This window comes from Clostridium sp. MCC353, assembly GCF_018785315.1.
Taxonomy (GTDB): domain Bacteria; phylum Bacillota; class Clostridia; order Lachnospirales; family Lachnospiraceae; genus CHH4-2.
Genome location: NZ_WQPN01000001.1, coordinates 1 through 22,452, shown reverse-complemented (window position 1 = coordinate 22,452; position 22,452 = coordinate 1). Strand labels below are relative to the sequence as shown.

Annotated in this window: 6 protein-coding genes and 2 pseudogenes; 4 read left to right on the top strand and 4 right to left on the bottom strand. The window is 44.2% G+C overall.

Features of this window, described 5'->3' with window-relative positions; translation table 11 throughout:
• Positions 1-141 precede the first annotated feature (141 nt).
• The 3 genes from GPL15_RS00040 to GPL15_RS00030 all read right to left on the bottom strand — a co-directional run bounded on the left by GPL15_RS00040 (position 142) and on the right by GPL15_RS00030 (position 17,748).
• Entirely contained in the window at positions 142-13,080 is a 12,939-nt protein-coding gene (locus GPL15_RS00040) for a doubled motif LPXTG anchor domain-containing protein (RefSeq protein ID WP_215694984.1), read from the bottom strand.
• Between the two features lie 385 nt (positions 13,081-13,465).
• Positions 13,466-16,669, bottom strand: a complete 3,204-nt coding sequence (gene carB, locus GPL15_RS00035; RefSeq protein ID WP_215694983.1) for a carbamoyl-phosphate synthase large subunit — start codon at positions 16,667-16,669, stop codon at positions 13,466-13,468.
• Complete coding sequence (locus GPL15_RS00030) at positions 16,669-17,748, bottom strand: carbamoyl phosphate synthase small subunit (RefSeq protein WP_215694982.1); 1,080 nt, start codon at positions 17,746-17,748, stop codon at positions 16,669-16,671. Before GPL15_RS00030 ends, carB begins: the two co-directional genes overlap by 1 nt.
• A 314-nt stretch (positions 17,749-18,062) precedes the next feature.
• Between GPL15_RS00030 and GPL15_RS00025 the strand changes: the two are divergent.
• Both GPL15_RS00025 and GPL15_RS00020 read left to right on the top strand, forming a co-directional pair.
• Positions 18,063-18,962, top strand: a pseudogene (locus GPL15_RS00025) (carboxypeptidase-like regulatory domain-containing protein); the annotation flags it as partial.
• A 181-nt stretch (positions 18,963-19,143) separates the two neighbouring features.
• Complete coding sequence (locus tag GPL15_RS00020) at positions 19,144-19,494, top strand: hypothetical protein (protein WP_215694981.1); 351 nt, start codon at positions 19,144-19,146, stop codon at positions 19,492-19,494.
• 248 nt (positions 19,495-19,742) lie between these two features.
• Here the strand turns inward: GPL15_RS00020 and GPL15_RS00015 are convergent, their stop codons facing one another.
• The gene (locus tag GPL15_RS00015; RefSeq protein ID WP_215694980.1) at positions 19,743-19,904 is read right to left on the bottom strand and encodes a hypothetical protein; all 162 of its coding nucleotides are present in this window, start codon (positions 19,902-19,904) and stop codon (positions 19,743-19,745) included.
• 101 nt (positions 19,905-20,005) lie between these two features.
• Here GPL15_RS00015 and GPL15_RS00010 point away from each other — a divergent pair, with 101 nt between their 5' ends.
• Positions 20,006-21,556, top strand: coding sequence for a recombinase family protein (locus GPL15_RS00010; RefSeq protein WP_252197983.1), 1,551 nt, complete (start codon positions 20,006-20,008; stop codon positions 21,554-21,556).
• A 34-nt stretch (positions 21,557-21,590) separates the two neighbouring features.
• A pseudogene (locus GPL15_RS00005) lies at positions 21,591-21,980 on the top strand (peptidoglycan-binding domain-containing protein); the annotation flags it as partial.
• Between the last annotated feature and the right edge of the window lie 472 nt (positions 21,981-22,452).

Sequence of the window (22,452 nt, the reverse complement as noted above, 5' to 3'; positions counted from 1 at the left end):
CAACGGATTCCGCTCCGCCCGGCGTCAAACCTCCAAGCAGGCTTCCACCCCCGTCCGTCCCCATTCCCTGGATTCATGGCGTTACTTTCACTAATCAACTAAATAAAGATTTCATTAACCTTCATTTTTCCCCATTGGGGATCAGGATTCTTCATCCTTTTTCTTTGAAAGTGTCAGATACGCAGCCAGAAGCATTCCTGACAGCATAGCCAGTACCGCGTTCATTCCTGCCTGGTTTCCAGTCTTTGGAAGGGCTGCCAAGGGGATTTCACCATCATCAATTAAGATATTTTCTCCTGTGGTGATGTCATTTGGCAGACCGGCTAATGGTACCTCGGTCGGATTGATGGTTGTGGATCCCGGGCCGTTTCCGGTGTCGCCGCCATTGCCGCGTCCTGGGGTTGTGCCGCTGTTTCCACCGCCCCCGCCCGAATTACCTGAGCTAACTCTTGTTATCGTAAGAGTACCATTTACATAAATGATAGAATAGTTAGATGTTACATCTTTTCCGCCTGCCATAATTACCGCATGACTGGCAACATTTTCACTGGTACCAATTGTTGTTTGGCTTCCCGTAACATTAACATCCACCAAACTATGTCCTTTTACAAGAGAACCACCAGTGATTTCTGCCTGATTATTCGTAAGCCCGGTTCCATCATAACGCTTGCTGGCACTTCCTGCCGTAATAGTAATCGGACGCCTATTAATGATTATTTCTGCTGTTACTGATGGAGTATCTGCATAGTTTGGATTAACAGCCTTCACAAATACTGTATGTGTTCCAACCTCAGAAAACTGTGGTGTATCTGTAGTGAAGTTCGTACCATCTGTTGAATAGTGCAGAGTAGATCCAGGCCTCAAAGCTTCTGCTTTCCCTAAACCATATTCATTGCCGTCATATTCAACAGTTCTTCCCGTTACATTAACCGCATTATCTGTAGCAGATACAATTGTTAATGTACCGTTCACTACACTAACAATATAGTTGCTGTTAGCTGTATACGCTGCTGTAATTGCAATTATTTCACCTGCATTTTCTTTGTCCACATCTTCAGAAGTTCTATGATACTGTACTGTTCCAAGATCATTCTCCCTCACCAGCCCGGTTACTGTTCCTGTAAAACCAGGATCAGCTTCTCCATAAGTTTTGCTGACAGAATCTATGGTAATCGTAACATTTTTGGGATTAACCGTAAGTTTACCATTCCGGAAATCAATTGTATAATTTTTATTGTCTCCTAATTCGGTCTGTATGGTGTAATCTCCGACATCTTCGCCTGGTTCTCTGCTGAGTTTGTAATCTAATGTATCATTACCTACCAAACCATCAATGACTGCCGTAAATTCAGGATCTTCATCACCATATATCTTTACTTTATCAAGAACAGTTATCTGAATATCCTTCGGCTGAATATCAAATGTTCCCTTAATTACGGTAATCTGGTAATTATTATTGATTTCAGGAACCGCAGTTATCTGATAGGATCCCACATTTTCTCCAATTTCACGGATCAGCCTATACTGAACATGTTCTCCGTCTAACACACCGGACAAATCTGCTGTAAACTTAGGATCATCATCACCATAAATCTTTTGCTTATCATTTACAGTTACTCTTACTTCTTTTTTAGCAATTGTCAGATTTCCAGTTATTACTTTTACCTCATAATTGCTATTTGGCAAATAGTCTGCAGTAAGTTCAATGGAATCTCCGGCATTTTTCTTTTCGGTATCTGCCTCTATCCGATGGTAAGTAATAGTTCCAAGATCATATTCTCCGATTAAACCAGTTACAGTTCCCGTAAACTTCGGATCCGCTTCACCATAAGTCTTGCTCTTACTATCAACTGTAATTGTTACATCAGCCTTATCAATAACCACTGATCCAGTCACAATCTCAGTATCATTATAATTAGGATGAGTTGCTTTTGCCTCGATTTCATAAGTCCCGGCATTCACATAAACCGGCGCTTTATCACTCCAAATAAGCCCGCCTTTTTCCCGGAATAAAATCGTCGAACCGCTCTGTAAAGCTTCAAACTGTTTCAAGCCATGGGAACCGCCGTCATAGGTTACCCGGTTTCCTTCCACCGTCACGCTGTTGCCGCTTACGGCTTTGAGGATCTCTAATTTGCCTGGTATGACATTAACCTTATAATTGTTATTTTCCTGGTAAGAAGCGATGATAGTGATGTCATCTCCAGTATTCTCTTTGTCTGCATCCTCGGTTCTGCGGGCATAAGTCACGGTTCCCAGATCATCTTCGCTGACTAACCTTCCAACTTTACCGGTAAATTCAGGATCTTGGCTTCCGTACCTCTTGCTCTTATTGTCTACAGTAATCTCAACAGATATCTGATTAATGACAACTGATGCGCTGACTTCCGGTGTGTCAGTATAATTTGGATTAGACGCCTTTACCTTAACCTCGTAAGTGCCCGCATCGATAAACTCCGGAACCTTTGTAGTCCAGTCACCGTTTGTCTTATACCATAACGTAGACCCAGGCTTCAGAGCCGAAGCAGTTTTAAGGCCATGACCTTTTCCGTCATAATCCTGAATACTTCCTTCGACATTGACAATATTATCATCGGCTGCCGTAATGATAAGTTTTCCTCCTTTAATTGCAACTTCGTAGTTCTGATTCGGAGTATAGCTGGCAGTTAATGTAATATCATCACCAACATTATTTTTAGACGCATCTGCTTCTATACGGCCAAAAGTAATATCTCCCAAATCGCCGTCAGAGACCAGTTTTCCTACCGTTCCGGTAAATACAGGATCATCGGTTCCAAATGTCTTGCTCTTGCTGTCTACATTGATCTCAACCTTAGCTTTATTAATTACTATGATACCTGATACTTCCGCCGTATCAACGTAATTAGGATTAACTGCTTTTACTTTTACCTCATATTCTCCCGCTTCGGTGAAGGTCGGTTCTTCTTCACTCCACGCTCCGCCTTCAACCTGATATAAAAGCGTAGATCCCGGTTTAGAAGCCAATGCACTTGTAAGGCCATGTGCTTCCCCATCATAATCCTGAACGCTGCCTTCTACGCTGACTCTGTTATCATCTGCTGCATTGATTGTAAGCATTCCTTTATTGACAGTAACTTCATAATTGGAATTCTCTGTGTAGGAAGCGGTTAATGCTATCTCATCGCCAACATTGTTTTTGGACGCATCTTCTTCTGTCCGTCCATAAAACACTGTTCCCAGATCGTCTTCATTGATTAAGCCTTTGATCTCTCCATCAAATACCGGATCAGTAGTTCCATATGTCTTTGACTTATTATTTACATCAATCGTTACCGGAGCTTTTTTAATCAATACAACTGCGGTTACTTCTTCCGTATCTGCATAATTAGGATTTACTGCCTTTACTTTTACCTCATAGGAACCTGCATTTACAAATTCCGGAGCTGTTGTACTCCAATTCTCCTCACCGGTCTTATACCAAAGTTCAGATCCGGCGATTTCTGCCGCTGCCGATTTAAGGCTATGGAAATCTCCATCATAGAACTGCTCACTTCCTTCTGCTGTCACGCTGTTTCCTGAAAGAGCCTTCGTAATCCAAAGTTTTCCATCAGTCACCGTCACTTCATAGTTGGAATTCGGCTGGTAGAATGCCGTCAGAGCAATATCATCACCTACATTTTCTTTTTCACCGTCGGCTTTTACGCGGCCATATGTCACATCGCCAAGATCGTTTTCATCAACCAGAGTTCCGGTCATAATGCCTTCAAATACAGGATCTTTTTCACCATAGCTCTTTTGTGCATCCACTGCTTTCAGATTGATCTTAACTTTGTTAATGATAACCGTTCCAGACACTGCCGGTGTATCTTCATAGTTCGGATTGACCGCCTTCACATTGACCGTATAGGTTCCGGCATCCATAAATACTGGCATCTCATTATTCCATCCGCTATCGCCGGTCTGATACATCAACATAGAACCTGGCATCGCTGCTGAGGCTGATTTTAAGCTATGATTTTGACCGTCATAGTCCTGAACGCTTCCTTCCACAGTAACATCGTTTCCTGTTTTTGCCTTTGTAATAGTCAGTTTTCCAGTCTGTACTTCTACATCATAGTTGTTGTTGGAAGCATAAAAAGCATTCAGGGTTATGTCGTCACCTGCATTCTCTTTTAAAGCATCCGCCTCGTCACGTCCGAAACGTACGGTTCCAAGATCACCTTCTTTTACCAATTTGCCTACCGTACCGGTAAATACAGGATCACTCTCTTTATACTCTTTTTCTTTACTGTGAACGGTAATCTTCACCTGAGCTTTATTGATAATGACCGTACCTGTCATTTCGGCTGTTTCTTTGTAATTGGGATTAGTGGCCTTTACCTTAACTTCGTAGCTTCCCGCCTCAGTAAATACCGGGGCTTCCTGGCTCCACTCACTGTTATGATACTTATACCAGATTGTAGAACCTGTTTTTTCAGCTTTTACCGATGTCAAGCCATGTTTTTCTCCATCATAAACTTGAACGCTTCCTGTCACATTAACACCATTACCGTCTATAGCGGTAATCTCCAGCTTCCCTGGTATAACAGTTACCGTATAGTTATCGTTCGGTGTATAAGATGCCGTAATTGTAATGTCATCACCGACATTATTCTTGGTTTCGTCGCCTTCTGCACGGATAAATGTGACCGTTCCCAAATCGCCAGGCTCAGCCAGTCCGCCCACACTGCCGGTAAAGTCCGGATCATCTGCAAGATATTCCTTTGACTTGCTGTCTGCCACAATTGAAACAGGAGCCTTGTTAATGACGATTGTTCCTTCCGCGATTTCCGTGTCGGCGTAGTTCGGATGTTCTGCTTTCACTTCAATTGTATATGTGCCCGCATCCTTATAAACCGGCGCTTCTTGGCTCCAGGTTTCAGAGCCTTTTTCACGGTAAAGCACTGTAGATCCATCTTCCTCTGCTTCTGCTTTTGCCAGGCCGTGGTTCAAACCGTCATAGGTAGATTCTGAGCCGGATACGTATACCGCATTGCCCGTTTCTGCCTTTATAATAGTTAACTTTCCATCTGTTACACTGACTTCGTAATTGCTGTTATCCTTATAATACGCGGTTATGGTAATATCACTGCCCACATTTTCCTTGCCTTCATCACCAGCTTCCCGATTATAGGTTATAACTCCCAAATCACCTTCGGCAACTAACCTTCCAACAGTGCCTGTAAATTTAGGATCAGACGTGTTAAACTGTTTTTCCTTGCTGTCAACTGTAATTTCAACCTTATACTTATTAATCTGAACCGTTCCTGTTACGATTTCCGTATCTTTATAATTATCATTTACAGCCTTAACATCTACTTTATAAACTCCCGCATTTACGTATACCGGCGGAATTTCCGTCCATTCATCCGTTCCATATTCGCGGTATAAGACCGTGGATCCCGGCTGTTCTGCCTCTGCCTTGGCAAGACCATAGGCATAGGAATCATAGACATGTGTAGAGCCTTCTACCGTTAACACATTTCCATCGGCCTTGTTAATTGTGAGTTTACCAGGTGTCACTTCGATCTTGTAATTGCTGTTATCCACGTAATTCGGGATAATGGTAATGTCTTCGCCAGCATTCGTCTTATCTTTATCCTCCGGCTTCCGTCCATAGGTGATATCTCCAAGATCTGCATCATCCACTAACCCGCTTATAGTTCCTGTAAATTTAGGATCATCCTGGCCATAACTCTTTTCCTTATTATCTACAGTGATCGTTACATCTGCCGGTTTAATTTCAATGATACCGGCAGCCACTTCCGTATCGGCGTAGTTCGGGTTTACAGCCATTACTTCAATCGTATAACTTCCTGTATTTACATAAGAAGGTGCTGTTTCACTCCATTCTTCTGTACCTCTCAGCCGGTAGTAAACGGTAGACCCCGCTTGCTCAGCTTTAACCTCTGTTAACTCATATCCGTTTCCATTATATGTTCCCTTCGTTCCGATTACAGTTACGGAGTTTCCGCTGAGTGCTTTCGTAATTGTGAGACTTCCATCAACTACCGTTACCTGGTAGTTTGGATTTTCGCTGTAAACAGCCGTAATACCAATGAGGTCTCCCACATTCTGTTTTTCGATATCTGCCTCCTGCCGAACATAACTGACGTTTCCAAGAATATCTCCTTTAACAAGCCCTTCTATCGTCCCATCAAATTTCGGATCTGGAGTTCCATAGGGTTTACTGGCGGAATTAACTCTTATTGTGATATTTGCCTGGTTAATGAAAACTTCAGCGGTCACTTCATCCGTATCTGTATAATTCGGATGGGTTGCTTTTACAGTTACCGTATAGGTTCCGGCATTCTTAAACTCCGGTTCTTCATTGGTCCACTGTCCCTCTCCTGTTTTGTACCAAAGCGTAGAACCATCTACGGATGCCTCGGCAGATTTTAGACCATGATAGGTTCCATCATAGGTATAGGTTTCGCCTTCCGCCTTCACGGCGTTCACACCTGAAGCCTTTGTAATTACGAGTTTACCAGGTATTACCGTAACATCATAATTTTTATTGGGCGTATAGGACGCCGTAATCACAATAACATCTCCAACATTCTCTTTCGCTGCATCTTTTGAATCTCGGATATAAGCTATCTCGCCCAGATCATTGGTTGAAACGAGAGTTCCGACTTCGCCTGTAAAATCAGGATCGGTACTTCCAAATACTTTCTCAGCATCATCTACTCGGATTTCAACCTTCTTCTTATTAATTGTGACATTTCCAATTACCACCTGGGTATCTTTGTAATTAGGATTGGAGGCTTTTACCTTTACTTCATAGCTGCCCGCCTCAGTAAATCGAGGCATAGTATCCGTCCATTCACCTTCCCCAACTTGATAAAGGACTGTGGACCCTTCTTTCAGGGCTTCTGCTGACTTCAGGCCATGAGGCTCACCGTCATAATCATATATACCGCTTTCTACAGTTATTCCATTGCCGTCAATTGGTGTAATGACCAGTTTTCCGGTAATAACTTCTGATACATTATAATTGGAATTATCCACCCACTCCGCAGTGAGGGTTATGTCATCGCCCACATTCTCTTTGTCTTTATCACTTTCGATTCTCTTATAGGCAATCTCTCCCAGATCATCCTCTTTCAACAGACCGTCCACGCTGCCCTTAAATTCAGGATCAGACTGACCGTATTCTTTACTGGCGCTGTTTACTGTGATCGTAACCGTTCGTTTATTAATCTTCAGAGTACCGGGTTTTATTTTAATATCATATTGTCCGGTTGCATCTTTACCATTCTCGTCCAGAATCACCGGAGTTCCGACAACTCGGTTTACAGCACTGCCGCTGGTTCCGTAATTTGTAATAGAACCAGAAGTTGATATGGATGTTTCATCTAAATGGTGACCGTTTTGAAGTCCTATAACGCTAAATTCCGGCTGTACTAGCGGAGTTCCATCATACTCTTTTTCTGCATTCCCTGCTTCAATGGTTAATTCGTAGTTTTTAGCGAAATTTGCCGTATAAGTTCCTGAAACAATCAAGCCGTTCACTTTCTCCGGAACGAATTTCAGCTCTGTGCCTACGACCTTATTATTTACATCCGTCCAGTTTATAAAATGATATCCTTTTTCAGCGGATGCTTCAGATCCAGCTACAGTTCCGGTTACAGGCTGTGTTGTCTCCTGAGACAGACTGACCTTTCCTCCTTCTGTTGCCCGATAGAAAATAGTCACATCCGGATTCTGGTTAAATTTAGCATAATAAACCACCTTTTTGTAAGAGCCGTCTTCCTTTGCGGGAATAAATACCGTCTCTGAACCAACGGATTCTTTACATTCTGCATCCTTATACCACCCGCCGAATGAATAACCATTGTCAGCTACAGCTACAGCTCCTGCCGCAATCCCCGTTGCCGGAGCCAGTTCTTCACTGACGCTGCCGCTTAATTCTGATTCGCCGTTTTTACGAACCTTACCGCCTTCTAACGCTTCATAAGTTATAGTAACCGGCTGCTGTTCGGAAACTTCTGCATGGAAAACAAACAGTTTTTCATCCCCTGCATACTGGAGATTCCCATTCACTGAAATCTGATCCCCTGCTGTCTTATCTCCCATCTTTGAGGACCAGCCTGTAATCGAGTAACCATTTCTAACATCTGGCAATGCTTTTACGGTAATAGTCTCTTTTACACTGCTTAATTCTGGATTGGTATACTCTTTATAGCCGTCAGCTGATATCTGATTTTTCGGTGTCTTAACGGTATAAACGGCATGATCTGCCGGTACAGCATTTGACAGTCCGCTGGGTTCCGTATCATTCACCTGGTATTCAGCCGCATACTTGCTTGTCAGATAGAAGTATACGGTGCTTCCGTCAGCAACATTATCAAGATTACCCATATTAGTTTTGCGGTAAACGGTATCCATATCTTTTGTTGCGCCCAGGCTCTGTTTAATATAAATCCGATTTAAGATATAATCCTGCTCTGACAGTTCATTGACAGTTAAATCGACACAGTTATAATTTTCATATCTAAAATAAACGGTCCCTTCCTGATGCAGGTTTCCATCTGTAAATACCTTAACAGATACCCGGCCCTGTTTCTTATCGGACGTCTCATATCGATCGATCTCTTTATCAAAAGTTTCGATAATTCCGTCATTGTATTTTGTAGCCTTGAGGCTGGTAAACTTGGCATAATAAACAGCAGATTCCAGACCATGCGGAATAAATTCGTTATTTTCGCTTATCAGTTTTGTTCCTGCCGCATCACTGTACCAGCCTGCAAATGTATAGGAACTATCCGTATCCTGGCTTACGGAATCTTTTGCTGTTGATCCTGATACCGGCCTTAATACGGAAAATTCTTCCGAATACCTGCTCAGGCTGCATCCCGCTTCCCGGGCATCAGATGGTATAATCCGATATTCAGCTGTATAATGATTCAGATCATAATACAGCTTCATGGTCTGGCCTCTTTGCAGGTTATCAATTACAACTTCTGATTTTCCGATATTGAAGGTATATCCGTAATATCTGGCAGCATAGTTGGCAGTCTGTAAAATCAATTTGGAACCCAATAGTCCGCTCTTATTGTCGCTTCCCGTCCTTTCGTAACTTCCGTTCTCCGTCTGCTGCCAGTATTCAATACTAAAGGGAACATATACGGCCTGGGCTCCGGGTTCGGACCATTTAGCTTTAAACTTAATTGTTTCCGCACCATCCTCCATCTTACCAATTAAATCAGTCAATAGAACAGCGCTGTTTGGAGAATACAGGGTCTTTGAATCATCACCTTCCACCATCCATCCTAAAAAGCCGATCCGCTCATCACTGTTAACCGGTATTCCGGATGGAATATAGACCGTGGAATTATTAATAATATTATACTTATTCGAATCAGACGGAGCGCCTGAACCGCCGTCAGCATCATATTCTACCTGATAATTGATTAGCTCTACAGTCACCGACAGGGTGGTCAAATTTTTTCCGGCCTTGGAAACTGTAAACTGCTTCTGGGCATCTTCACGTCTCAATGTCCCATCCTGGACTTTAATTTGAAGATTTTTATAGCCCGGCTGAACTTCATATCTGAATCTTACTGCATTATTCGTTCCCTGTGAACTATAACCGATCGGTTTACTTCCGACTGCAGTAGTCCACGCATCATGTTGAGCCTTATTCCGGTATTCCACTTTAACGCCTTCGGATATCTCAATCGGCATAATCTCTGACCAGGAGGCTGCACGGAAATTACCGCCGGTTATCTGAAGATCAGACATTACATCAGCGAATGTAACGGTGTAGCGGTATTGATATTTTCGTCCCCAGTCCAGTCTGTCTATAACCTCATCCAAGTGAATTGTGATTTTTGTAATTATATCACCCTTGGCATCTTTTAAATCGAAAGAGGATTCAGCCCCTTCTTCGTAACTGTTAGGAACAGCCACATCCACTCCGTTAATCTGGAAACCATTTAACTGCCAGTTAGTCTTGCCATATTCACTATTTAGTTTGAATATCAGAGTTTCTCCCCGGCTGATATTTGTCTCTTTCTCCGGAGCATACTCAGCATTGTGATAATACTTACTAACCGCTTCAGTTTTAATCAATGTAGGATCGAAGACAAAAGTCTCTACTTTTTCATACGTAACGATTACATTCTTATCTTCCTTAATATTATTAATTACATAGTTAAGGCTTCTGCCGTCCAGCAGTGTTTCCGCAGGCGCAATCTGATTACCATTCACTGTAACCACAGCCTTGTATCCCAATCCCAGATTGACCTGAATATCTGCATGGCTGCCGTCTTTGACGATTACAGGACCTGTTATGCTGTTTTGGTCTGTATCGTCTCCGGCTTCTTCATAAGTAATATTATACTTTTTAACAGCCTTTTCGTAATAAAGCTTAATCTCTTCATTATCCTTTAAAGCATACGCAAGGCCGTCTCCGCTGAGAGTATCGTCTCCGTAAAATACGGTATCACCTGATCTGGTCACATAGGTAACCACACCGTCGCCTACTTTGGCATTTACAAAATCATATTCCGGAATCTCCGGTATATTCTCCACAATGATACCTGCCGGAATACTGCCTTCTTCTTCCGATTCAGTTCCGTCTTCTATCTTTACAATAGTTACCCTAATCTGTTCTTCTACAGGAACATACCAAAGATATAACTCATTGTCTCCAAGAGGATCCACAGCACCTGAAACGGTTACCGCCTTCAGTTCATTTTCATTCAATGCAATTTCTTTCACTTTTGGAGCTTCATATCTATTTTCAGCAGTTGCTTTGGAGAATTCATAATTTTTACCATTTGCAGTATAATGACTTTCAACAAATGCTTCAACCGGCTGGGAATCTCCATTGTCAGTTAACGATACCGGTTCATGTTTCTGTTCCAGTTCTGTCTCCTGATAATTATCAAAAGAATTGATATGCACATTCAGAACCCGTGATAAATCACTGTTTCTAATAAAAGTCACTGTATAGGTGGAAAAATGTCTGGCATCAAAACCGATTGTTTCAACAGACATATCGCCCGGAACTTCTTCAGACGCCACGGTATCCAGTTCCACGTCTCTTCCAGAATCTGTTTCTACATAGGAAATATCCACCTTGTCAGCCATTGCAGAATTCTCTTCGATTTTAGCGCCTGAAAAGGAAACCTGAACAGTGCCTTCATTCCAGGTCAGTTTTTCTCCCTGATAGATCAGGTTGATTTCGTATGATAAAGCTTCCAGAACTTCCTCTAAATTCTTTTCCGCTTCTTTTATAACTTCTTCTTCAATTGCCGCCTGTTTCTCTGCGTCAACTGCCTCGGCTGTAAATTCCGTGCCTTCAGGAATAATTCCTTGTTCTGCATAAACAGAAATCACCACATCACCGATCGTAATCGGTTCCGGTGCAAATTCCGGATGAGGAATCTCTTCGCTGGTAATGATAGAAACAATAATATCTTCCCTTATATCCTCGATCAAATACTCGTTTTCATCAACCGGATCTGTCTCTTCTCCGTTAATGCTCACAGACTCGATTGTATATCCGGCCTGAGGCTTGGCAATAAACGTTAAATCCTCACCATCTCCTGCTTTTTTGGCGCCATTGATAACTATCGCGCCCGCTTCATCAACCTGGTATGTAACTTGATGATAGGCTTTCGTATCGCCAAACACTTCATTCTGCAGTTCAATCAGTTCCAGATCACTTACAGAAATAATGATGGCCGCCACACCGGAGCCATCCAGTCCGGCTGTTTCATAAACGACAGAATCAATGGTTCCATAGTTTTCTTCCGTGCCATCCCAACTGTCATCTCCGCCAATCATATCATCGGTACCAATTTCTTCATCATCGATGATAAACTGCGCGTCCGAATTCTGTTCCTCCGGTATTGAATCTTCGTTGGCAGAGAAATCACTCATCTCTTCTATCGAACTCGTTACGCGGGGTGCATATTTTAAACTAATGGATACCTGCGCACCAGTATCAGAAGTATCATCGGAACTGCTATCCAAATCATTCTCTTCTGATAACGCTCCCTCAGTATCCGAACCATCAGCGTCTAGTGCATCATTATTCGACACATCATCGGCATCCGATGTCTCACCATCCTCCAATATCTCATCATCATCTGATACATCATCATTTGCCATCTCATCAATGCCGCTGTTATCAGAAGATTCTCCGTTATCAGAAACGTCGTTCCCACTATTATCATCTTTCGAAGAAATATTGTCATCTGTTACATTGTTCTCATCTCCGCCATCAGTATCATTCTTTTCCTGGTCCAAAGAATCAGTGGAATCCGCCTGTTCTCCTGACGAGTTATTCTCATCTGACGAAACATTCTCATTATCAGCCGGATTTTCCTCTCCAGCACTCTCATCGCTTAAATCCTCTTCAACATCTGCCGGAAGTTGTTCCTGTATGTTTGTTTCTGATTCAGGCACTTCATCAGTTTCTATTTTGTCATTGGATTCTGCTGCATCCACTTGACCGGCTGATCCGATGCCTGATCCGCTGTTCCCACCGGCAGGTGCATTGTCTTCCGGCTTAATAACAGATGGTACCTCTTCCATTACCGCATTCGTATAAGCTTCTACAAATACGGTTTCTGTTAAATATCCGCTGATATTCACAGCACACTCATATGTATCTTCTGTACTGTTTATAAACAAGAATATGACTCTTTCATTATCCTTAACAAATACTCTTAAACTGATATCATCATTGTTTGAATCAAAGGAGGGATTAATTTCTTCAATTCCACCGCCAAATAAATTATTATACTTAGCAGCAAGTTCACTTTCCCCCTTAAACTCCAATGTTTTTAAAGCATTACTCCCTGATGCGTTCACTACAGTTGTTTTAGCCAGCTCGCTTAATTCAGCAGCATCCAACTCAAAGACCACCGCATCACTGCTTAAAATCCACTGGCTCGTCTGTCCTACAGATGCAAACGCAATTGTAACATTATTTGCAATGTTAACAAATGTCATTGCAAATGCGAGAAGAAACGCCGTTGCCCGCTTGCGCTGATGCCATAACAAGTTTATTAACCTGCTTCCAGCTCTTTTTCTTTCCATACCCAATACTCCTTTTCGTTCTATTTCCAAATGATACAAACTATTATAAGACTGCTATATTGTATGTCATTATAACAGCCCTTGGTTACATTCCGGTTACAAAACCAGACTTTTTCCCTTTTCTTTATTCTAACATGTTATCCTTTATTTTGAAAGATTATTTTCTTATTTTTACGATATTTTTCCAATTCCAGCTACTTTTTCTTTTGTTGGTTACACAATTTAGTTACATTTTCATATTTTTTATGTTTTGTAACCAAATCATGTAATTCTATCGGTTATATCGCTGTAATCAAGCGACAAAAGACTACAGCAAACTCACATTTGCTGCAGCCTTCTATCTATTCCGAAATGAAACTTCATTTCTTAAAACCCGATTAATTTGTTATGCATTTTTCACCTTGGCAATATCGATCAAGGTGAGTTTCTTCGCCCTGTTTTCCAGGCTGGTAGCCAAAGCGGCAGCCGTATCAAGGGAAGTCAGAACGCTGACGCCGGTTTCAATTGCGTTGCGTCTGATGATAAATCCGTCTTTGCTCCGGTCAGCGCCCTGCTGAGGTATGTCGATGACAAGATCAATTTCATGCCCGAGGATCAAATCCAGAAGGTTTGGTGATTCCTGCTCCAGTTTTCTTACCGGGAACGCCTTCACCCCATTGGCGTTGAGCACCCTGGCCGTTCCTCTGGTGGAAAAAATCTTATATCCCACTGCCTGGAACCTTCTGGCGATATCCACCACATTTTCCTGCTCAGAATCGCGGACCGTGATGATCATGTTTTTATGCTTAGGCAGTTTAATGCCTGCGCCCTCAAAAGCTTTATAAAGGGCTTCGTTAAATGTTTTGGCAATTCCAAGGCACTCGCCGGTTGATTTCATCTCAGGTCCAAGGCTGATATCTGCGCCGCGGATCTTTTCAAAGGAGAATACAGGCATCTTGATGGCGATGTATTCCGCTTCCGGCTGAAGTCCCGGGGTATATCCCAAATCTTTGATCTTGTGTCCGCAGATCACCTGGGTTGCCAGCGGCACAATCGGGATTCCCGTAACCTTGCTGATATAGGGAACCGTTCTGGAAGAACGGGGATTTACTTCTATTACATATACGTCTTCACCGGATACGATGAACTGGATGTTGATCATACCTTTTACATGAAGGGCACGGGCCAGCTTGGTGGTGTAATCCACCAGCTTCTCTTTCACCGCGGCGTTGAGGCTCTGAGCCGGATAGACGGAAATGCTGTCTCCCGAATGGACGCCCGCTCTTTCGATGTGTTCCATGATTCCCGGAATCAGGATGTCATCCCCATCGCATACGGCATCCACTTCAATCTCTTTGCCCACGATATATTTGTCCACCAGAATCGGATGATCCTGGGCGATCTGGTTGATGATCCCGATAAACTCATCGATATCATGATCGGAGATACAGATCTGCATACCCTGTCCGCCAAGCACATAAGAAGGTCTTACAAGAACCGGATATCCCAGCCTTTCTGCCACTACTTTAGCTTCTTCGGCTGTGAATACGGTATCACCGGCCGGTCTTGGGATTTGGCACTCTTCCAGGATCTTATCAAACAGCTCCCGGTCTTCCGCCGCGTCCACATCTTCTGCCGCGGTTCCCAGAATCGGAACTCCCATCTTCATAAGGGCTTCGGTCAGCTTAATGGCCGTCTGTCCGCCAAACTGCACCACAGCCCCGTCCGGTTTTTCAATGTCCACAATGCTTTCCACATCTTCCGGAGTAAGGGGTTCAAAGTAAAGCTTGTCGGCGATATCGAAATCCGTACTCACCGTTTCAGGGTTATTATTGACGATGATGGTTTCATATCCTTCTTTTTCAAATGCCCATGTACTGTGTACCGAGCAGAAATCGAACTCAATTCCCTGTCCGATCCGGATCGGGCCGGAACCCAGTACCAGGACTTTTTTCTTGTCCCCTGTCTCTTCCACTTCATTTACACTGCCGAAACAGGAATAATAATATGGTGTGGCGGCCGCAAATTCTGCCGCGCAGGTATCCACCATCTTATAGGCTGCGGTGATGCCGTTGGCCTTTCTCATGGACTTAATTTCATCCTGGGAAATTCCGGTCAGCCTGGAAATCACGTTGTCCGGGAATTCAATCCTCTTGGCCTCTTTTAACAGTTCAACGGTCAGAGGCCCTTTCTTCAATGCCTCTTCCATCTCCACGATGATGGAGAGTTTATCGATAAACCAGAGGTCAATCTTTGTGATATCATGGATCACTTCATAAGAAATGCCCCTTCTCAGCGCCTCTGCAATCACCCAGATCCTTCTGTCATCGATTTTGGAGAGCTGGTCCAATAACTGGTCCTGATCCAGACCGGAAAAATCATAGGACATCAGGCTGTCCACATGCTGTTCCAGGGAACGGATCGCTTTCATCAGCCCCCCTTCAAAGTTGGTGCAGATGCTCATAACCTCTCCGGTGGCTTTCATCTGGGTTCCCAAGGTGCGCTTCGCGCTGATGAACTTATCAAACGGAAGTCTCGGCATCTTAACTACGCAATAGTCCAGCATCGGTTCAAAGCTGGCGTAGGTCTTCTGAGTAACCGCATTCTTGATTTCATCCAAGGTATACCCCAGAGCGATCTTTGCCGCCACTTTGGCAATTGGATAGCCGGTGGCTTTGGACGCCAGGGCCGAAGAACGGCTGACACGGGGGTTCACTTCAATTACACAGTATTCAAAACTGGTTGGGTGAAGGGCATACTGTACGTTGCAACCGCCCGTAATTCCCAGCTCGGTGATGATGTTTAAGGCCGATGTGCGGAGCATCTGGTACTCTTTATCTCCCAGGGTCTGGGAAGGAGCCACAACAATGCTGTCTCCGGTGTGAACGCCCACAGGATCGATGTTTTCCATATTACATACGGTAATCACATTGCCTGCGCCGTCCCGCATCACTTCATATTCAATCTCTTTCCAGCCTGCGATACAGCGTTCCACCAGAACCTGGCCCACACGGCTTAAACGGAGGCCGTTTTCCAGGATCTCAACCAGCTCTTCCTGGTTCTTCGCAATACCGCCGCCGCTTCCGCCAAGGGTATAGGCCGGACGCAGCACCACCGGATAACCGATGGTATTGGTGAACGCAATTCCGTCTTCTATATTCTCAACCACCTTGGAAGGGGCGACCGGCTCGCCGATCTTTTCCATAGTGCTCTTAAATTCCAAGCGGTCTTCCGCTTTTTTAATGGTTTCTGCCGTGGTACCGATCAGGCGCACCCCATTGGCCTTTAAAAATCCGGCCTCTTCCAGCTCCATGGCCAGGTTCAGTCCGGCCTGTCCTCCCAGGGTCGGAAGCACGCTGTCAGGCTTTTCTTCTATAATTAACTGTTCCACCACTTCCAGTGTCAGCGGTTCAATATACACTTTATCTGCAATATCCTTGTCCGTCATAATTGTGGCCGGATTGGAATTGAGCAGTACTACTTCGATTCCTTCTTCCTTTAATGAACGGCAGGCCTGTGTGCCTGCATAGTCGAACTCCGCAGCCTGTCCGATAATGATTGGGCCGGAACCGAGCACTAATACTTTCTTAATATCAGGATTCTTTGGCATTATTCGCTTACCTCCATTCCCATCATGTTAATAAATCTGTCAAATAAATAACCGGAGTCCTGGGGTCCGGGACATGCTTCCGGATGATACTGGACTGTGAATATGTTCTTTCCTGTGTATTTCAGGCCTTCGTTTGTTCCGTCGTTTACATTTACAAATGCCGGAACTGCAATATCGGTATCCAGGCTGTCGGTATCCACCGCATATCCGTGGTTCTGGGAAGAGATATACACCCGTCCTGTCTCCAAATCCTTCACCGGATGGTTTCCGCCTCTGTGGCCGTATTTCAATTTATAAGTATCCGCTCCGGTGGCCAGGGCCATCAGCTGATGTCCAAGGCAGATTGCGAAAATCGGCACATTTGACTCATACAGTTTCCTGATCTCTTTGATGATTTCAACATTTTCCTTGGGATCTCCAGGGCCGTTGGAAAGCATAATCCCATCCGGACGGGATGCCAATATCGTTTCAGCCGTGGTATCACAGGGATAAACCGTCACCTCACAGCCTCTCTCATTGAGGGAACGGGGAATATTATTCTTGGCGCCCAGATCTAAGAGGGCAACTTTTTTGCCGTCTCCCGGCAGCACATAGGGTTCCTTACAGGAAGTCGCTTTCACCACGCCTGTAACTGTGTGTCCCTTCATGCGGGAAACCGGCTCGCTCAAATCACCGTATTCTTTCGTGGTGATCATGCCGTTCATTGTTCCTTTTTCTCTTAAAATTTTAGTAAGGTGTCTTGTATCGATACCACTGATACCTGGAATATCATGTTTCTCTAAGAAATGCTGAATGGTATCCTCGCTTCTGAAATTGCTGGGGACTCTAGATAATTCTCTGACAATATAGCCGTCTGGCCAAGGTTTTAATGATTCCATATCTTCATGACAAATACCATAGTTGCCGATTAAGGGATAAGTCATCACAACTGCCTGCCCTGCATAGGACGGATCGGTGAGCACTTCCAGATAACCGGTCATTGAGGTATTGAATACGATTTCGCTTATAACTTCTTTCGTCGACCCTATACTCGTTCCTTCGAATACGGTGCCATCTTCCAGTATTAAAAAAGCTTTCATGTGGGGTACCATTTCCTTTCTTAACGCTTGTTTTCATGGACAATTATTTATGCCCAAATTGAATAGATTATACATTATCCCGCGACAGATTTCAACTACTTTTTACAAGATTTTTGTCTCTTTTTTCAAACAAAAAATGCTGCCCGCAAAACTCTGGTATATGATAAAAAATTGTAACAGTTCAGAACGGCTGATCTTCTTCACCGATTTTCCCGCCGTCCTGAACTGTTGCAAAAAATTATGGTTTCAAAACAAGTCACATATTTGATTATATCAGATATATTAATAGTAATCATCAAAAACTGGAGCATTTTATGAAAAATTTTAACAGGAAGCCAACTCTTTCTGCCGCTTCAACCGACAATCCATCCCAGGGATTGCTGCAGATCAATGTCGTAAATATCCAAAATAATTTTCCTATTGAAAATGCCACCGTTACCATCTCATATAAAGGCGACCCTCAAAGCACCGTTGAGCAGGTCAGCACCAATTCTTCCGGTCAGACGGAACAGGTGGCTCTGGGCGCGCCTCCAATCGAATACAGCCTGGAACCCGGCATCAACCAGCCTTATTCTGAGTACACCCTGAGAATCACCGCTCCCGGCTTTAAAACATCGGAAATCTCCGGTACGGAAGTCCTTCCCGACAGCACCGCCATTCAGCCGGTCCGCCTGGAACCGGAATCAGACCCGGAAGCCGTGGAAAACCCAATCGTAATACCGGACCACACCTTATATGGAAATTATCCGCCTAAAATCGCGGAGGCGGAAATCAAGCCGGTGGGGGAAAGCGGAGAAATTGTTCTCAGCCGCGTTGTGGTGCCGCAGACAGTGGTAGTACATGACGGAGTACCCACAGATTCCACTGCGGCCAACTATTATGTCCCATACCGCGACTACATTAAGAACGTGGCCTCCAGTGAAATCTATGCCACCTGGCCTGAATCCACAATCGTGGCAAATGTCCTGGCTATCATGAGTTTTACATTGAACCGGGTCTATACGGAATGGTACCGGAACCAGGGGTATGACTTCACCATCACCTCTTCCACTGCATTTGACCATAAATTCATCTATGGGCGGAACATATTTGAAAGCATCTCTGTGATCGTTGACGAAATTTTTGACAATTATCTGTCCCGGCCGGAAGTGAAACAGCCGATTCTGACCCAATACTGTGATGGGCGGAAAGTGACCTGCCCGAATTGGATGACCTTAGTACAGAAGCGTATACGGGTTCTATTGTTCCTGCCCCGTTCTGTTATTTTATGAAAATTTAAGTATTTTATGAAATTTTCATACACTAAACTGCTTAATTAGCTTTATTTTCTTGATTTTATTTTTCAAAATGATATACTGTATTATAAATAGTTAAGTTTAGAAAAGAGGAATGTTTATGTTTGGTTTTTCAAAAGAAGCAACTGCAGAAAATTTAGAGAAATTAGTACAGGGCAAGAAATGGGACAAGATAAAAAAGAATTACCTGAACGCGGCTCCTGAAACCCGCGTAAATCTGGCAAAAGCATGCGCTACGGTAAGCAGCGATGATTCTATCAATATATTAACCCTTTTGCTGGACGCGCCGGAAGAATCCGTTAAAATCGCCGCTTTGCAGGCGCTTACAAAAGTCGGCAACGACCATTGCGTTTCCCTGATCCAGCATATGAGTTCAAGTGTTTCTCCTGATCAAACCGTTTTAAGGGCAGAAATCCAGAACGCTCTCAACGCTTTGCGCGGAAGACAATAAACGAACGGAATAATCTTCTATACATAATAAAAAGCTGCCTGACATGCAGCTTTTTTATTCAACAGGAAAGTGCTCCTATTGAATAAAAAAGCCCTCCTATGCCTGCTTTGCTGGCTATGGGATCGAACTGCGTATCGCATAGAATGCGGCGGAATGAAATTATACCGCCGAGCAGCCCGCCGCAGACGGAGAATCCCTCGAGGGGGATTCTTTTTTGTTATGCAGCCTTTCTGCCTTTTTCTTGAAACCTATGTATGTTTCACAATATGGACCTCCCCCAGCTCCTCAAGGGGCCGGCGGGCCAGCTGGTTTGCCGCTCTCTCCTTCTCATCTTCCTCCAAATCTGAAAAACGGATCGGATGGTCTTTCATCAAAACTATGCTGGTATAAGTCATTTCTTCCACTTTCACCAACTCCCCTCTGATTAATTGTATGTATATCTGGTTGTACTTTTTGACTATGTGTATTTTTTCTCCTGGTTTTTACATACATTCAACAAGGAGATGATTAAATGCCAGACAAACAGAACCATTTATACCAGCCCGGTTCGCCAGCAAATATGTTAACCGGAGCCGCATACATAAGGGTCAGCACAGACGGCCAGATGGATCTCAGTCCCGAATCGCAATTGGATGAAATACGGAAATATGCAGAGAATCACAGCATTTACCTTCCCCAGGACTATATTTTTATGGAGTCAGAAGGGCGCAGCGGAAAAAAGGCGGAAAACCGGCCGGAGTTTCAGAGAATGATCGCTGTTGCTAAAATGATACCAAAACCATTTGACTGCATTCTGGTATGGAAATTCAGCCGTTTTGCCCGCAATCAGGATGAGAGTACATTTTACAAAGGAATGCTCAGAAAGAAACTGGATATCGATGTGGTCAGCATTTCCGAACCCGTCCTGGAAGGAATGTATGGAAGGCTGATTGAGATGATCATCGAATGGCAGGATGAATTTTATTCCTACAACCTGGCTCAGGATGTCTTTCGCGGTATGAAGAAAAAGGCCTTAAACGGCGGATATCAAAGCCGCCCTCCCCTGGGCTACCGCATTCCCCATCCCAACGCGGCCCCGGAAGTCGTTCCGGAACAGGCCGACATTGTCCGAATGATTTTCAACAAATATGTGAATGAAAAGATGAGCATCTATGCCATAACCAGGTACTTAAACAGTAGGGGGCTGAAAACCGCCCTCGGCAAGGCATTCGAAAAACGTTCGGTTGAGTATATCCTGCAAAATCCAGTATATGCCGGCATTGTACGATGGAACCGGACCAGCAGCGAAACACACTCAGTAAAGGAACAATCCCAGTGGATTGTCAGCAAAGGCTGCCACCCGCCCATCATCCCTGCAGAATTATATGAAAGCGCCATGAAGCGTTACTCTCAGGAAAGCCGCCGGAAATATTCCCAGCCGTCAGAAATCAGCAGACACTGGCTCAGCGGCCTGTTAAAATGTCCCGCCTGCGGCCGCACGCTGTCGGTCTGTATCCGGCACAGAAAATCAGGGGACTGCTATACCTTTCAATGTTACGGCTATCTGAAGGGAAAATGCTCTCATAACAGTTATGTAACAGAGGCTTTGGTCGCTCCCGCTATTTTCAAATCTCTAAACGAGATTCTGGAATACGGCACTGCAAAATACCGGTTAGGGGAGAAAGAGAAAACTGACGACACCTCTCAACTGGAATTGCTGAATCACAGCCTTGAAAAGCTGTCATTTAAGGAAAAAAGGGCCAGGGATGCCTACATGGACGGCATTGATACCAAAGAAGAATACAGGATAAACAAACAGATTCTCAAATCAGAACGGGAACGCCTCCTTCTGGCCTTATCCCGGATACAGGACAACTCCAAGCCTGCCGTTCAAGGCCTGGAATCTGTTCACAATCTGAGCCGGATACACAATCTGATGGATGTCCTCAATTCAAACAGCTTTACCATGCAGCAAAAGAACAGAGCTCTAAAAAGTATCATCGATAAAATCGTGGTGGACCGGGACCAGATGCATCTGGACATCTATTATCACATACAAGAGGGCTTCAATGACGACGGCTGATGACTTCCCCCTCTTCGTATATGCTTTTACACTTTGGTTGACCCAATGGGGCTCCTGCTCTTTAGGCGAACGCGGCTACAGCCCGATTGAGATTCTCCGTCATTTTTATGGCGACAGCATTTACATCAATACTGCCGAACAGATTTCAGGGATTCCCGCCTCATGGCCGGGATACGACCTGACCATCGGCGCCTCCGGCCAGAAAGTCCAGCAGGTTCAGGAACAACTAGATGCCATTGCCACCGTATATTCCGCAATTCCACATATCACCCCGGACGGCGTCTATGGCCCGGCAACAGCAGCAGCGGTCAGAGAATTCCAGTCCATCTTCGGTCTTCCGGTCACCGGGGTCATCGATTTCGCCACCTGGTATAAAATTTCCCATATTTATGTAGGAATAACCCGAATTGCAGAGCTGGTTTAAGCTTAATAAAAAATTGGAATTTAAATGAGAAAGATACGCAGGAAAGCGGGGAGGGCGGACGGCGGGGACGAAGACCGCCCTCCCCGCTTTCCTGCTGGTTTTCTCTAACTAAAGTAATTAGAAGCAAATTTAACATAAAGGGCGAAGTCATTTTCGAAAATGGCTTCGCCCTTTAATATAAATCCCCACACCATTTAACATCAACCCTCAAGGCATTTTCAAAAATGCCTTGACCTTTTACTGTTAATCCCCACATCAGTTACTTTAAACCTCTACGTCATAATCTGCACAAAATACCAAACACCGTCTCAACCAAACGCTTCTCTGCCTTTTCTACTACCCTTCCCCAAATCTTTATTTATCCTTTATCAGCCCAGTACACAGCCATGAATCCTGGGAATGGGGACGGACGGGGGCGGAGGCCTGCCTGGAGGTTTGACGCCGGGCAGGCCTCCACCCCCGTCCGTCCCCA

Excerpts from the sequence above, each read along its gene's own strand:
- GPL15_RS00040 (WP_215694984.1), bottom strand. The coding sequence starts at position 13,080 with ATGGAAAGAAAAAGAGCTGGAAGCAGGTTAATAAACTTGTTATGGCAT.
- carB (WP_215694983.1), bottom strand. The coding sequence starts at position 16,669 with ATGCCAAAGAATCCTGATATTAAGAAAGTATTAGTGCTCGGTTCCGGC.
- GPL15_RS00030 (WP_215694982.1), bottom strand. The coding sequence starts at position 17,748 with ATGAAAGCTTTTTTAATACTGGAAGATGGCACCGTATTCGAAGGAACG.
- GPL15_RS00020 (WP_215694981.1), top strand. The coding sequence starts at position 19,144 with ATGTTTGGTTTTTCAAAAGAAGCAACTGCAGAAAATTTAGAGAAATTA.
- GPL15_RS00010 (WP_252197983.1), top strand. The coding sequence starts at position 20,006 with ATGCCAGACAAACAGAACCATTTATACCAGCCCGGTTCGCCAGCAAAT.